We start from the raw sequence: 14,296 nt of genomic DNA on the forward strand, positions 1-14,296 counted from the left end.
CCTCACTGCGCATTTCTGCCGGTTGCGGTGATGACCTTGTCGCCGGCGCGCAGATCGCCGTCGGTCACGGCGGAAAACCGGCCGTCGCTGGCGCCGACCGTGATCGCGACCGCCATGGGTTCGCCATTGCGCAGGATCCAGACCGTGCGCGCGTCGCCCTCGGAGGAGCCTGCCGCTTCGCCGGGCGGGGTGAAGCGCAGCGCCGCATTCGGCACCAGAACGGCGTCCGGCATTTCGTCCACGAGAATATCGGCCGTCGCCGTCATGCCCTGGCGCAGGAGAAGGTCGGAATTATCGACCGCGAGCACGGCCTTGTAGGTCACGACATCGCTGTTGAGTTCGGAGGCATAGCGGATCGACCGGATCTCCGCCGGAAAACGCCGACCGGGAAAGGCCTCGACCGCGAACGAGGCCTTCTGCCCCGGCTCAACCTGGCCGACATCGGCTTCGTCGACATTCACCCGGAGTTCCATCTCCGTCAGATTGCCGGCGATCACGAACAGCGTCGGCGCTTCGAGCGAGGCCGCCACCGTCTGGCCGACATCGACATTGCGGTAGAGCACGACGCCATCGATCGGCGAGCGGATGGTGGCCTTGCTGAGGCGCAGTTCGGCAAGCTCGAGCTCGGCGTTCGCCACCGCAAGCCGCGCCTCGGCGCTCTGCTGGTCGGCAAGGGCCGCGGCATGGGCGAACTGCGCGTCCTCCAACTCCTGGCGCGGCGCCACGTCGCGCTCGGCAAGCGTGCGCGTGCGCTCCATCGTCGCCTTGGCGGATTCCAGATCGGATTTCGCCGCCGCGACATCGGCCTCGGCGGCGGCAAGCTTCGCCTTGGCGCTCAGGATATCGGCCCTCAGCTCGTCGGTCTCCAGCTCAAGGAGCGTGTCGCCCGCCTTGACCGCGTCATTGAAGTCGGCGCGCACGGCCTTCACCGTGCCCGACAGTTCGCTCGATATGTCGACCCTGACCGTCGGCTCGATCGCGCCGGTGGCCGCGACCGTCACCGTCATCGGCCCGCGCTCGACCTCCTGAGTGACATAGATTGGCTTTGCCGCGACGATCTGCAGATCTCCGGACGTCAGATAGCGGTAACCGGCATAGCCGCCGGCAGCCAGCACGACGACGAGGATGATCGCCCCCCAGGGCATACGAAAGCCGCGCCGGGGCTTGTCATCGCCAAGAATGGCATGAATATCAGGCACTTGCGGGCGAGGGCGCTCATTGGCATCCGCGCCGCCGCGCCGGCCGGTTCTGTCCATGTCGGAGGACATTGTCGAAGAGCTCCTGTCTGGGGCTACGCATTTGACGATTTGCCGCGACTATGGCCACGAAGCGGCGCGCATGCAAGCCGTTGCCGAAGCGAAAATGAGGCCGGTGCGCGGACGATCCGCTCCGGCCCCGAAGCCAACCCCCGTATTCGGCCTGGCCGCCGGCCGTCTCGCGCGATAGCCTCGGAAACGAATCGTGTTATTGTGAAAACAATGAAAGTTCGAACGCGGCGCCGGACGCCGGGAAGAACAGAACGCACATCCCCGTGGAGGAAATCCCTTGAACCATCGTTGTCTTGCAGCAATCGTCACCACGGCGTTCCTTTGCGTCGCGTCGTTCAGCCCGGCCTCTGCGACATTGCCGGACGGCGCAAGCTCCCTCAGCGAAACCTATCAGGACTGGCGCGTCGAATGCGTCTCGAACGGCGATGCGGATCGCTGCGTGATGGTTCAGGTTCAGGTTGCGCAGGAAGGCGGGCAGCGCGTCATTTCCGTCGAGCTCAATGCGCCGGCGGCCGATCAGGCCCAGGGCGTCGTCGTGATGCCGTTCGGCTTCGCCTTGGCCCAGGGCGTCACGCTTTCGATCGATGCGGAGACCGACGGCCCGAAATTCGGATTTTCGACTTGTCTGCCGCAGGGTTGCTTTGTTCCGGTGTCGATCGATGCCAACATGCTCGATCGCCTGAAGAGCGGCGGCACGCTTCACATCAGGGGCATGCCGATCAACGGCAACGAGATGGTCGATTATCCGATTTCACTCAAGGGCTTCACAGCCGCCTTCAACCGCTTGAATGCATTGCGTTAAGTCGCATTACTATTTCCCGTATGCAAACGGCTCCGCGAACAGACCGTCCGGAGCCGTTTTCTCTGTTTCGGCATAGCATAAGTTCCATAATCTACCTTATGCGATTTTTGTCGATGTCTTCTTGTGGCAGTGCCGTGCCCTCTGTCCCTTCTGGCGCAAACAGAAACAACCGGACGCGAACGCCCGGTTGCCGGAAGTTTTCAGAAAAAGCGACCTTTATCAGAAGCTGACGTTCAGACGCGCATTGATGCTGTTCTGGGAGACGCCATCGCCGAACTGGCCGATATAGCCGAAGCCGAGCTTCGCCTGTTTCGAGAGCGCAAAATCAATCCCGGCGCCGATCAGAGCCGTGTTTTCCGCCAGCGGCACGCCGGAGACGGTAAACGGCGCGCTGCCGGCAAGGGCGGCCGTCGACTTGGGCGTGATATCTCCGAATGCATGCCGCCATCCGACATCGAAATAGGCCTCGGAGCCCGCCTGCCCCATGACGGCAAAGTCCGCTGTCGCCCGCAGGCCGATCGTCGAGAAGTAGGTATTCGACGATTCCGACGCGACGCTGAGCGCCGCTGCGGTCGTTCCGGTCTCGGTAAAGCTGTCCGAGTTCAGGCCGACATAGGAGAAGTTGGCATAAGGCTCGACCTCGGTGTTTTCGTCCGCGGCATAGCGATAGGCAAGTTCCCCGAAGACCTGGAAAGCCCCGGCATCGTAATCGCTCGACATTGTGTCGTAGAAGCCGGGAAAGCTCACCGTACGGTCTGCCGATACCGTGTTCCAGGTGTAGGCAAGGCCTGAACGGAAGGCCACGGCGCCGGACTTGCCTGCGGCCCATTCGCCGCCGCTGTAAGCGCCGATCGTGTAGCCATCCGTATTGCCCGAAGCAGGTCCCTTGTTGTCGAAGGACGTGTAGCCGTAGCCGGCCAGAACGCCAAGCTTCCAGCTTTCGCCGATCGATCCGTCAATACCGGCGAGGAAGCCGCCGGTGGAGGAGTCGAGCCTGCCGGCATTGGCGTTGCCGTCATATTCACTCCAGCCGCCATAGGCGTATGCCCAGGCGCCGAAAGCGCTTTCCTCGACAAGGCTTCCGCCAACCATGTCGTCGCCCCCCTCGGCGTAGGACATGACCTCGACCGAGGACGTCGATTTGCCGCCGAAAGCCTGATGCAGACGGCCATAGACCGCATCCCTGGCATATTGGGTCTGGTCGATCATGACGGTCCGGTCAGAGGCATAGATATCGCCCGACAGAGCGCTGTAGGCCAGCGGTGCGTCATCGACGGTCATTTTCAGGATGACGTTTTCGTAGAGTGCCGGCGGTGGCGACAGATTGCCCAGTGTCTCCAGAGCATTGGCAACGGCGACCTGGTTTGGCGTCTGGGCAACCGAGGCGAATGTCCGATCGTTGCGCTCGACCTTCAGGATCACAGAATTGGGATCGTAACGCAGATAGGGTGCAACGAAGGCATAATTGTCGACATTGTCCCAAACGGGCATCGATGATGCGAACGCGCCGTTGACGCCGCCGGCCGCAGTCAGGATCACATAGTCATGATCGAGAAGGTAGCCATCGATCGTGTCGACTTCGACAGAGCCTGCGAGGTTGGCGACGCCGCCGACGGCGATCAGGTCGGCATTCCCGGCCAGGTCCACTTCCGCTTCGATCACCGAGGTGGACGCGAGGTTGAGGTCGCCGCCAACGATGATCGTACCGATCGAATTACCTGGCGCCAGTCGGCCGGAACTGCTCGCACTGCCTGAGATGTTCAGATTGCCTCCCGCCCTCGACGTATAATCCACGAACAGTCGGCCGTTCACATTAACCTTGTTCTGAATCGTGCCGCCGGTCGTGCTGGAACCGTTTTCAACATAGAGGTCACCGCCGACGGTAGCCCTCTCACCTGCGCCCGAGATGAAACTGCCCGTGCTATGCTGCAGGATCAGATCGCCCGAGATTTTTGCCCCGGGCTGAAGAGTGACGACCTGGTTATAGGTCGAGGTCCCCCTGGACGTCAGCGTGCCGCCGATCGTGGCGCCCGCGCCGATTGTCACCGGTGTATCGTTGTTGACGACCAGAACATCGTAGGGCGCGTTGCCGATTTCGTTGACGTCTTCCGGCAGTAGCAGACCTGACAACAACCGAGACCAGTGGGACGTAAAGTCGGTCACGCCGTTGTTCCGGTTCTTCAGATACATGGCGAAGAATTGTTCGGGGCTTGTGTCGTCCAAGGACAGCGCAGGTTCCCATATATAGATCAACTCATTATTGAAATAATAGTGTACGGCGCTGTTGCCTTCTTCGTCGACATCCGTCATCAGGCGCATGTCGATCGTGTTTCAGCTGGAATAGTTGATCAGTCCGGTCGTTTCCGGCAGTTCAACCCACCCGTTATCCGTGCTGGTATCCCATACTTCGAGCCTTCCCTGCCCGTCCCGGTTGGTGAACTGGATGATCGGAAAGACAGCATCATTATCGTTGTAATTGCCGGTCGCGACCTCCTCTTCGGTCATGGTCGAGCCCCAGATACTGGTGCGGATATAGTCCGTATCACTCCCGCTCCGCCAGCCATCGGCAACATAAATGTCGCCGCCGATAAAGGAATCACCCGGAGGAACGGTTGTGTTCTGCGAGTAGCCTTCCCACTGATAGTAGCTGTTTGAACCCGCTTTCGAGCCAAGGGTCTCCAGCGCGAGGACGTTCGACCGTCCCATATAGCTATCAAGCCGCGCAAAGCTTGCAGTCGGATAGCGATCAATCATCCAGTCGCTTGGATCCGTGCTGATCGGATAGAATTCAATCTTCTCGGCCAGCGCGGTTCCGCCCAGACCAAACAACAGGATTCCCGCGCAAGCGGTTGATTGCAGCAGTCTCGTTTTTACTGTGGTCATTGTTTCCTCCCAGTCATGGCCGCGGACCACAAGGGTGCCGCTGCCCCGCCCGAACTGCTTTGCCGGCTGCCGGGCATGCTGATGACAGCGCGACAAACAGACCGAAAGAGCATTTTGCAACCCCGGCGGGCATCACGCGGATATTGTGATAGAACGCATCGGCCGGGAAGCTGGAATGCACAAGGAGAGGTTACAAACAAGCGATATTGCAACTTATGTTGCATTAATGGCACGTATATTAGTATATACTTATATTACAATTTGAATCTATCCGGACATGGGGTAGAAACGGACAGGAAATCCAGTGATTTCGGCCTTATTGTCTCTGACCTAAGAGGATGGCGTCCAACGCGCGCCATCGCGTCCCTGCCGTCGGAGAAAATGGTCAGACAGGAGCAATATCGCCCCGCGCCCAGCCTTCCTGCGTCTCGGCCATGAAAGCGGCGAAGCGGCTTTCGGCGATGGCGGCGCGGATGCCCTGCATCAGAGACTGATAGTAGTGGAGATTGTTCCAGGTCAGCAGCATGCCGGCAAGCGATTCATTGGCGCGCACGAGATGGTGCAGATAGGCACGGGAGTAGTCGCGCGCAGCCGGGCAATTGCTTTCCTCATCCAGCGGCCTGAGGTCTTCGGCATGGCGGGCGTTCCTGAGGTTCACCTTGCCGCGGCGCGTGAAGGCGAGACCGTGACGCCCTGCCCTGGTCGGCATCACGCAGTCGAACATGTCGATCCCGCGCGCCACCGATTTCAGAATATCGTCGGGGGTGCCGACGCCCATCAGGTAACGCGGCTTTGTCGTCGGGAGCTCGGGCAGCGTCGTCTCCAGCATCGCCAGCATGACCTCCTGCGGCTCGCCGACGGCAAGGCCGCCGACGGCATAGCCTTTCAGGTCGAGATCGGCCAGCCCGCGCGCCGAGCGGACGCGCAGGTCCGGAATATCGCCCCCCTGGACGATGCCGAACATCGCCTTGCCCGGCTGGTCGCCGAATGCCTCGCGGCAGCGCTCGGCCCAGCGTAGCGACATCTCGGTCGATTTTTCGATCTCCGCCCGCTCCGCCGGCAGCCTGACGCACTCGTCAAGCTGCATCTGGATATCGGAACCCAGCAGCCCCTGGATCTTGATCGAGCGCTCCGGGCTCATGTGATGCACGCTGCCGTCGATATGCGACTTGAAGGTGACGCCCTTCTTCTCGTCGATCTGGCGCAGCGCCGCGAGCGACATCACCTGAAAGCCGCCGGAATCCGTCAGGATCGGATATTTCCAGCGGATCAGCGAATGCAGGCCGCCAAGCCGCGCCACGCGTTCGGCGCCCGGCCGCAGCATCAGATGGTAGGTGTTGCCGAGAATGATATCGGCGCCGAGGTCGCGCACCTGGTCAAGATACATCGCCTTGACCGTGCCCGCGGTTCCGACCGGCATGAAGGCCGGCGTGCGGATTTCGCCGCGCGGCATGGTAATCGCGCCAAGGCGGGCATTGCCGTCTGTGGTCTTCAGGGTGAACTGAAATTCTTGGCTCATACGTCTTTCCTGAAGAGCAGGCTGGAATCGCCGTAGGAATAGAAACGGTAGCCGGTTTCGATCGCATGGGCGTAGGCCGCGCGCATCGTCTCCAGCCCGCAAAAGGCCGAAACCAGCATGAACAGGGTCGATTTCGGCAGATGGAAATTGGTCATCAGCATGTCGACGGCGCGGAAGCGATAGCCGGGCGTGATGAAGATGCCAGTTTCACCTTCCCAGGCACCAAGCGTCCCGTCCTCGGCAGCGGCACTTTCCAGCAACCTGAGAGAGGTGGTGCCGACGGAGATGATCCGCCCGCCGCGCGCCTTCACCGCATTCAGGGCTTCGGCTGTCTCCGTCGTGACGATGCCGCGCTCGAAATGCATCTTGTGGTCGTCGGTATCCTCGGCCTTGACCGGCAGGAACGTCCCCGCTCCGACATGAAGCGTTACGAAATATTGCTCGATACCGGCTTCTTCCAGCGCGGTCAGAAGCCGCGGCGTGAAATGCAGGCCAGCCGTCGGCGCGGCAACCGCGCCGTTTTCACGGGCATAGATCGTCTGGTAGTCGTCGCGGTCCCTGCCGTCCTCGGCCCGCTTGGAGGCGATATAGGGCGGCAGCGGCACGTGGCCGACCCGCATCAGCGCCTCGTCGAGCGCGCCGCCGCGGGCGTCGAATGTCAGTGCCACCTCGCCGCCTTCCCGCTTCTCCTCGACCGTCGCAGAAAGCGTGGTCGCACGATCGGCGGAAACGAAACGCAGAACGTCGCCCGGCTTGATCCGCTTGCCCGGCCGGGCAAAGGCATGCCAGACATTGTCGGCCTTCCTGAGATGCAGCGTGGCCGAGACCGGCACCTCCTCGCCGCCTTCGCGGTGTCGAACGCCTTCGAGCTGCGCCGGGATCACTTTCGTATCATTGAATACCAGCGCGTCGCCGGGTTTCAGGAAAGTCGGCAGTTCGGACACGACATGGTCCGCAAGCCCCTCGCCCGGTCGCACCACCAGGAGCCGCGCGCTGTCGCGCGGGCTCGCCGGGCGCAAGGCGATGTTTTCATCCGGCAGGTCGAAGTCGAAGAGGTCTACGCGCATTGTATCAGGACATTTCTCAAATTCGAAAACCCGCCGGCCTCGGCCGGGCGGGTCTGTTGGTTGCGCTCTGTGCTCAATAATCTCCCCCCTTGAGGGCAGGGCTATCGCATATGGTCTCCCCGCATAGCCCCCTAATATTCTCGCCCCGGAGGGGAGAGATGTCGCGACAGCGACAGTGAGGGGGGAGCCTATCACCGCGAGCGCTCTCACGATCTGAAGCACCGCACCACCGTCACTGCCCCTTTCGGGGCATCTCTCCCGCCAGCGGGAGAGAGTATTGGGATCAAGCTGCTACGCCATATGCGATGGCCCTGCCCTTGAGGGGGAGATTGACAGGAGGGCGTCGCCCTCTTCCCGCATCAAGCGTCCGCAGCCACCTTCATCGAAATGATGTGGTCCGGGTCACGCACGGGCTCGCCCTTCTGGAAAGCATCAACGGCGTCCATGCCTTCGATGACCTGACCCCAGACGGTGTACTGCTTGTCGAGCCAGGGGGCATCGGTGAAGCAGATGAAGAACTGTGAGTTGGCGGAGTTCGGGTTCTGCGAGCGGGCCATGGAGCAGGTGCCGCGCACGTGGCGCACGGAAGAGAACTCGGCCGGAAGGTCCGGCTTGTCCGAACCGCCTGTACCGGCGCGGCCAGCATTGCCGCCCTTCTTGCCATGCTCCACATCGCCGCCCTGCGCCATGAAATCGGCGATCACGCGGTGAAAGACGACGCCGTCATAGGCGCCCTCGCGGGTCAGTTCGCGAATGCGGTCGACATGCTTGGGGGCGACATTCGGAAACGCCTCGATGACGACCTTTCCCTTGGTCGTTTCCATGATGAAGGTGTTTTCCGGGTCTTTGATTTCGGCCATCTGGGTCTCCTGTGGCTGAGCGGGAGCATAATCCGAGTGAAGCGAGGATGGACAGGATTATGCGGCTGAAACAAATGGGATAGAGCGCCCATCAGATCGACAGGCGCCCTATGTCGAAACGGGTTACTGGCTGACGGTCGCGCTCAGGATCCGGTCGGGGTCGCTGACCTTGCCGTTCTGGGCCGGATCGCCCTTCTTGATCTTGTCGACATTGTCCATGCCGTCCACGACCTCACCGATGACGGTGTACTGGCCGTTCAGATGCGGAGCATCGGCGAACATGATGAAGAACTGCGAGTTGGCGGAATTCGGGTTCTGCGAGCGTGCCATGCCGACCACGCCGCGCTTGAACGGAATGTCGGAGAATTCGGCGGGCAGATCGGGCATGTCGGAGCCGCCCATGCCAGCCTTGTTCAGGTCAAAGCCGTTTTCGGCGTCGCCGAACTGGACATCGCCGGTCTGTGCCATGAAGCCGCCGATCACGCGGTGAAAGACCACGTTGTCATAAGCGCCTTCCGCAGCCAGTTCCTTGACGCGGGCGACGTTCTGCGGCGCTTCCTCATCGAACAGCTCGATCACCACCGGGCCTTCCGAGGTGTTGAGCGTCAGAAGGTCCTCGCCGTCCTGCGCCTGCGCCACGCCTGCAATCGAGGCCGTCGTCATCATCATGGCGGCAGCCAGTCCCGCAATCGTCTTCCTCATGGTTTTCTCCTTGAAATTCATTGCCTCTACCCGGGCTCTAGCGCGGGAATTTCGCCTTCAGCGCGGCAGCCACAAAATCCGGCACAAAGCGCTCCACATCGCCGCCCATGGCTGCGACCTGCCGCACCAATGTGGCCGATATCGGACGGGAAAGGGCCATTGCCGGCAAAAAAACGGTCTGGATGTCCGGCGCCATGGACTGGTTCATCCCGGCCATCTGCATTTCATAGGCAAAGTCGGTCGAGTCGCGCAGGCCGCGGATGATCATCCCGGCGCCGTTGTCCCGCGCGGCGTCGATGGCGAGGCCCTGGAAGGACACGACCGAGACGTCGTCCGTTCTCTCCGGCAGGTTTTCGGCCACCGCACGGCGCAGGAAATCCGCGCGTTCCTCGAACGCGAAAAGCGGATTCTTCCCCGCATTGATGCCGATGGCCAGCACCAGCCGGTCGGCGATGTTGAGCGCCTGCAGCACCACGTCGAGGTGGCCATTGGTCATCGGGTCGAAAGAACCGGGATAAAAAGCCGTTGCCATTCGTCATGCCTCGGTTTTGGTCTCGGCCTTTTGTCACGGAATGTGGCAAGCCGCAAGTCGCTTTGCGGCAAGGCTCTGAAAAGGAAAAGCCGGGCATGATGGCCCGGCTTTTCAGATTTTCTTCGCGACGCTCAGTCCTCGCTGTCGCCCTCGCCCGTCGCTGCGGCGGGTGCGTCGTCGGCCGGAGCCTCTTCCGCGCCTTCTTCCTCGACGGGTTCGGCCTCCTCGGGTTCGGAGATGACCTCGACGGAGACGACCTTTTCGTCAGCCCCGGTCTTGAACACCGTCACGCCCTTTGTGGCCCGGCTGGCGATGCGGATATCGTCCACCGGCACGCGGATCAGCTGTCCGGCATTGGTGACCAGCATGATCTGGTCGCGGTCGAGAACCGGGAAGGCGGCCACCAGACGTCCGATCTCTTCGGTCTTCGACGTATCGGTGGCGCGGATGCCCTTGCCGCCACGGCCGGAGATACGGAAATCATAGGACGACGAACGTTTGCCGAAGCCCTTTTCCGTCACCGTCAGGATGAATTGCTCGCGGAACTTCAGTTCCTCGTAGCGATCATCCTTCAGTTCGCCCTCTTCCGTCACCTCCTCGCCGACAAGCGCGATGTCCTCGCCCTCCCCGGTCTCGGTGCGGCGCTCGAGCGCCGCCCGCTTCAGATAGGCGGCACGCTCCCAGGGCTCGGCGTCGTTGTGGCTGACAATGGTCATCGAGATCACCTCGTCGCCCTCTGCCAGCGCGATGCCGCGCACGCCGATGGAATTGCGACCGGCGAAGACGCGGATGGCGGGAACCGGGAAGCGGATCGCCTGGCCCATCGCCGTCGTCAGCAGCACATCGTCATCCGGCGTACAGGTCCAGACGGACAGGATGCGATCATTCTCGTCGTCGAGCTTCATCGCGATCTTGCCGTTGCGGTTCACCTGCACGAAGTCCGACAGCTTGTTGCGGCGGACCGTGCCGCGGGTGGTGGCGAACATCACGTCAAGTTCGGCCCAGCTGTCCTCATCCTCCGGCAGCGCCAGGATCGAGGTAATGGCCTCGCCCTGCTGCAGCGGCAGCATGTTGATCAGGGCCTTGCCGCGCGATTGCGGCGTGCCGATCGGCAGACGCCAGACCTTTTCCTTGTAGACGATGCCGCGCGAGGAGAAGAACAGCACCGGCGTGTGGGTATTGGCCACGAACACGCGGGTGACGAAATCCTCGTCGCGGATCGACATGCCGGCGCGGCCCCTGCCGCCGCGCCGCTGGGCGCGGTAGGTGTTGAGCGGCACGCGCTTGATGTAGCCGTTGCGCGACACGGTGACGACCATGTCCTCGCGGGCGATGAGATCCTCATCGTCCATGTCGGGGCCGCCCTCGAGAATTTCGGTGCGGCGCGGCGTGCCGAATTCATCCCGCACGGCGACGAGTTCGTCCTTGATGATCTGCTGGATCTTCACGCGCGATGACAGGATTTCGAGGTAAGTCTTTATTTCCTCGCCGATCTTGTTGAGTTCATCGCCGATTTCGTCACGGCCAAGCGCCGTCAGGCGCGACAGACGCAATTCGAGGATGGCGCGGGCCTGTTCCTCGGAAAGCTGATAGGTGCCGTCGTCGCTGATCTTGTGGCGCGGATCGTCGATGAGGCGGATCAGCGCCTCGACATCCTGCGCCGGCCAGTGGCGTTCCATCAACTGCTCGCGCGCCGTCTGCGGATCGGGCGCACGGCGGATCAGGTTGATGATCTCGTCGATATTGGCGACGGCGATGGCCAGGCCCACCAGGACATGAGCGCGTTCGCGCGCCTTGCGGAGCAGGTACTTCGTACGGCGGCTGACGACATTTTCGCGGAAGGCGACGAAGGCCTTCAGGATGTCGAGCAGGGTCATCTGCTCCGGCTTGCCGCCGTTCAGCGCAACGAAATTGCAGCCGAACGAGGTCTGCAGCGGCGTATAGCGGTAAAGCTGGTTCAGGATGACGTCGGCATTGGCGTCGCGCTTCAGTTCGACGACGACGCGGTAGCCTTCACGGTCGCTCTCGTCGCGGAGGTCGGAAATGCCCTCGATGCGCTTCTCGCGCACCAGATCGGCCATTTTCTCGATCATCGTCGCCTTGTTCACCTGGTAGGGAATCTCGGTGATGATGATCTGCTCGCGGTCGCCGCGCATCGGCTCGATCGTCGCCCGCCCGCGCATGATGACCGAACCGCGGCCCGTCTCATAGGCCGACTTGATGCCGGCACGGCCGAGAATCTGCGCCCCTGTCGGAAAATCGGGACCCGGAATGATCTGCATCAGCTCCGGCAATTCGATTGCCGGGTTCTCCATCACCGCGATGGCGCCGTCGATAACCTCTCCGAGATTGTGGGTCGGAATGTTGGTCGCCATGCCGACGGCAATGCCGCCCGCGCCGTTGACCAGCAGGTTCGGGAATTTCGCCGGCAGAACCACAGGCTCGGACAGCGTGCCGTCATAGTTTTCCCGAAAATCGACGGTCTCCTTGTCGAGATCGTCGAGCATCGTATGCGCGACTTTCTGCAGCCGGCACTCGGTATAGCGTTCGGCCGCCGGCGGATCGCCGTCGACGGAGCCGAAATTGCCCTGCCCGTCGATCAGCGGTAGTCTGAGCGACCAGTCCTGCGCCATGCGCGCCAGCGCGTCATAGATCGCGGCATTGCCATGCGGATGGAATTTACCCATGACGTCGCCGGTGATACGGGCGCACTTCATGTATTTCTTGTTCCAGTCGACGCCGAGTTCCGACATGCCGTAGAGGATGCGGCGGTGGACTGGCTTCAGCCCGTCACGCACGTCCGGCAGCGCGCGGCTGACGATCACGCTCATGGCGTAATCGAGATAGGAGCGCTGCATTTCTTCCACGATGGAAATGGGCTCGATGCCCGGCGGGAGCCCCCCGCCCGATGGTGTCGTTTGATCAGTCAAAATGAATCACGATCTCAAGCTAGAATCATATCGCGCGTTTATAGCCGAATCCGACGCCGAACGCCAATTTGGCGGGGCCTTCCGCGGTGGACAGAAGCGGCGTCCCTCAGTTTTAATTCGGATTTGACGGCGGAGTTGTGGCAGGGTGTCGAAAGCGCGGGCAATGCCACTCTGGGTTTTCTCCGGACGACCAGTGCCTGCGCCCTTGGGATCAACGGGATCGGGACATTTCAATGGCAGACATGGGCACACTCCTGAGCGGCTTCACCACATTGATGGTGACGATGGACCCGCCCGGCATGGTGCCGATCTTCCTGGCGCTGACCGTCGGCATGACGCAGGCGGAGCGCCGGCTCGTCGCCGTGCGCGGCGCGCTCATCTCCTTCTGTCTTCTCGTCGCTTTCGCGCTTATCGGTGATCGCATCCTCGGGGCGCTCGGCATTTCCATGAGCGCCTTCCGCATCGCAGGCGGCATCCTTCTGTTCTGGATCGGCTGCGAAATGATTTTCGAAAAGCGCCAGGAAAGAAAAGAGAAGACCACCGAAACCGCGATCACCAAGGACAATATCGCCCACCTTGCCGCCTTCCCCCTCGCCATGCCGCTGATCGCGGGCCCCGGTGCGATCTCGGCTACCATTCTGCTCGGGTCGAAAATGGAAACGGTGCTCGACAAGCTGGCGCTGGTGGGGGTGATCTTCATCGCTTCGTTGGTGGTGCTTCTGGCGATGTTGGCCGCCGGGCTGATCGACCGGTTCCTGGGCGAAACCAGTCGCAATATTCTCACCCGCATACTCGGCATGATGCTGACGGCGCTTGCCGTGCAGTTCGTCATCGACGGTATGCAGACCGCATTTCACCTGACGGCCGTCTCGCAATAAAAGACTGCGGCGCGAACCGATGGAGGTCGCGCCGACAAAGCTCGGGAGAAAGCGACCCCGCAGAAGACCTGGCGGGATCTGTTTTGCGTCCGTATTAATCCGTCACCATCAAAACGGAATGTCGTCGTCGAGATCCTGCGAGAAACCGCCGCCGCCACCGCTGCTGCGACCGCCGCTACCGCTGCTTGAGGCCGGCTGGGAGCCGTAATCGTCATAACCGCCGCCCTGGCTACCGCCAAAGCCGCCGCCGCCACCCTGACCGCCGCCTTCACCACGACCGTCGAGCATGGTCAGCGTCGAGTTGAAGCCCTGCAGCACGACTTCGGTCGAATACCGCTCCTGGCCGCCCTGATCGGTCCATTTGCGCGTCTGAAGCTGGCCTTCGATATAAATCTTGGAACCCTTGCGCAGATATTGTTCGGCGACCTTGCACAGGCCCTCATTGAAAATGACGACGCGGTGCCACTCCGTGCGCTCCTTGCGCTCGCCGGAATTGCGGTCGCGCCAGGTTTCCGACGTGGCGACCCTGAGATTGGCGATCGGCCGGCCGTCCTGGGTGCGCCGGATCTCCGGATCCGCTCCGAGATTGCCGACGAGGATGACCTTGTTTACACTACCTGCCATGAAACCACCTGTTTGGCCGCGATCGCGGCCCTCTTGAAGAATTTCGCGCCAGCATAAACGATCTGCCGCATGGCGACCAATGGCAGGCGTGAAATCCACAATAAAAATGTTCTTTATTTGTTCTAATGCGCTGGTATGATCCCGTCAACCGATTCATTTCCGGCGCCCTTATTGAAGCAAAGCCTCGACAGGCCGTCCTTGGGAACTACATAAGAACCGATTTTCCTTTGC

General features: G+C 61.6%; 12 protein-coding genes. 2 read left to right on the forward strand and 10 right to left on the reverse strand.

Features of this window, described 5'->3' with window-relative positions; genetic code table 11:
* Nucleotides 1–2: 2 nt before the first annotated feature.
* Nucleotides 3–1,268, reverse strand: a complete 1,266-nt coding sequence (locus AZF01_RS09725; RefSeq protein ID WP_024707861.1) for an efflux RND transporter periplasmic adaptor subunit — start codon at nucleotides 1,266–1,268, stop codon at nucleotides 3–5.
* A gap of 277 nt (nucleotides 1,269–1,545) precedes the next feature.
* Here AZF01_RS09725 and AZF01_RS09730 point away from each other — a divergent pair, with 277 nt between their 5' ends.
* Entirely contained in the window at nucleotides 1,546–2,070 is a 525-nt protein-coding gene (locus AZF01_RS09730; protein ID WP_024707860.1) for an invasion associated locus B family protein, read from the forward strand.
* Between the two features lie 219 nt (nucleotides 2,071–2,289).
* Here AZF01_RS09730 and AZF01_RS09735 read toward each other — a convergent pair whose 3' ends face one another.
* The 8 genes from AZF01_RS09735 to gyrA all read right to left on the reverse strand — a co-directional run bounded on the left by AZF01_RS09735 (nucleotide 2,290) and on the right by gyrA (nucleotide 12,563).
* Nucleotides 2,290–4,293, reverse strand: a complete 2,004-nt coding sequence (locus AZF01_RS09735) for an autotransporter domain-containing protein (RefSeq protein WP_161633025.1) — start codon at nucleotides 4,291–4,293, stop codon at nucleotides 2,290–2,292.
* A 108-nt stretch (nucleotides 4,294–4,401) separates the two neighbouring features.
* Nucleotides 4,402–4,953: a hypothetical protein gene (locus AZF01_RS09740; protein WP_152534511.1), complete on the reverse strand. Its 552-nt coding sequence runs from the start codon at nucleotides 4,951–4,953 to the stop codon at nucleotides 4,402–4,404.
* A gap of 385 nt (nucleotides 4,954–5,338) precedes the next feature.
* The gene (tgt, locus tag AZF01_RS09745) at nucleotides 5,339–6,472 is read right to left on the reverse strand and encodes a tRNA guanosine(34) transglycosylase Tgt (RefSeq protein WP_024707857.1); all 1,134 of its coding nucleotides are present in this window, start codon (nucleotides 6,470–6,472) and stop codon (nucleotides 5,339–5,341) included.
* Nucleotides 6,469–7,539: a tRNA preQ1(34) S-adenosylmethionine ribosyltransferase-isomerase QueA gene (gene queA, locus AZF01_RS09750; RefSeq protein ID WP_024707856.1), complete on the reverse strand. Its 1,071-nt coding sequence runs from the start codon at nucleotides 7,537–7,539 to the stop codon at nucleotides 6,469–6,471. The genes tgt and queA overlap by 4 nt, the downstream gene beginning before the upstream one ends.
* 359 nt (nucleotides 7,540–7,898) lie before the next feature.
* The gene (locus tag AZF01_RS09755; RefSeq protein ID WP_024707855.1) at nucleotides 7,899–8,399 is read right to left on the reverse strand and encodes a peptidylprolyl isomerase; all 501 of its coding nucleotides are present in this window, start codon (nucleotides 8,397–8,399) and stop codon (nucleotides 7,899–7,901) included.
* A gap of 123 nt (nucleotides 8,400–8,522) precedes the next feature.
* Nucleotides 8,523–9,101: a peptidylprolyl isomerase gene (locus AZF01_RS09760; protein WP_024707854.1), complete on the reverse strand. Its 579-nt coding sequence runs from the start codon at nucleotides 9,099–9,101 to the stop codon at nucleotides 8,523–8,525.
* A gap of 37 nt (nucleotides 9,102–9,138) precedes the next feature.
* Nucleotides 9,139–9,633: a pantetheine-phosphate adenylyltransferase gene (gene coaD, locus AZF01_RS09765; RefSeq protein WP_024707853.1), complete on the reverse strand. Its 495-nt coding sequence runs from the start codon at nucleotides 9,631–9,633 to the stop codon at nucleotides 9,139–9,141.
* Between the two features lie 131 nt (nucleotides 9,634–9,764).
* Nucleotides 9,765–12,563: a DNA gyrase subunit A gene (gene gyrA, locus AZF01_RS09770; RefSeq protein ID WP_024707852.1), complete on the reverse strand. Its 2,799-nt coding sequence runs from the start codon at nucleotides 12,561–12,563 to the stop codon at nucleotides 9,765–9,767.
* Between the two features lie 233 nt (nucleotides 12,564–12,796).
* Here gyrA and AZF01_RS09775 point away from each other — a divergent pair, with 233 nt between their 5' ends.
* Complete coding sequence (locus AZF01_RS09775; protein ID WP_024707851.1) at nucleotides 12,797–13,441, forward strand: MarC family protein; 645 nt, start codon at nucleotides 12,797–12,799, stop codon at nucleotides 13,439–13,441.
* A gap of 108 nt (nucleotides 13,442–13,549) precedes the next feature.
* On the opposite strand, the gene AZF01_RS09780 is transcribed toward AZF01_RS09775, so the two are convergent.
* The gene (locus AZF01_RS09780; RefSeq protein ID WP_024707850.1) at nucleotides 13,550–14,065 is read right to left on the reverse strand and encodes a single-stranded DNA-binding protein; all 516 of its coding nucleotides are present in this window, start codon (nucleotides 14,063–14,065) and stop codon (nucleotides 13,550–13,552) included.
* Nucleotides 14,066–14,296: the final 231 nt, after the last annotated feature.

Source organism: Martelella sp. AD-3 (assembly GCF_001578105.1).
Lineage (GTDB): Bacteria > Pseudomonadota > Alphaproteobacteria > Rhizobiales > Rhizobiaceae > Martelella.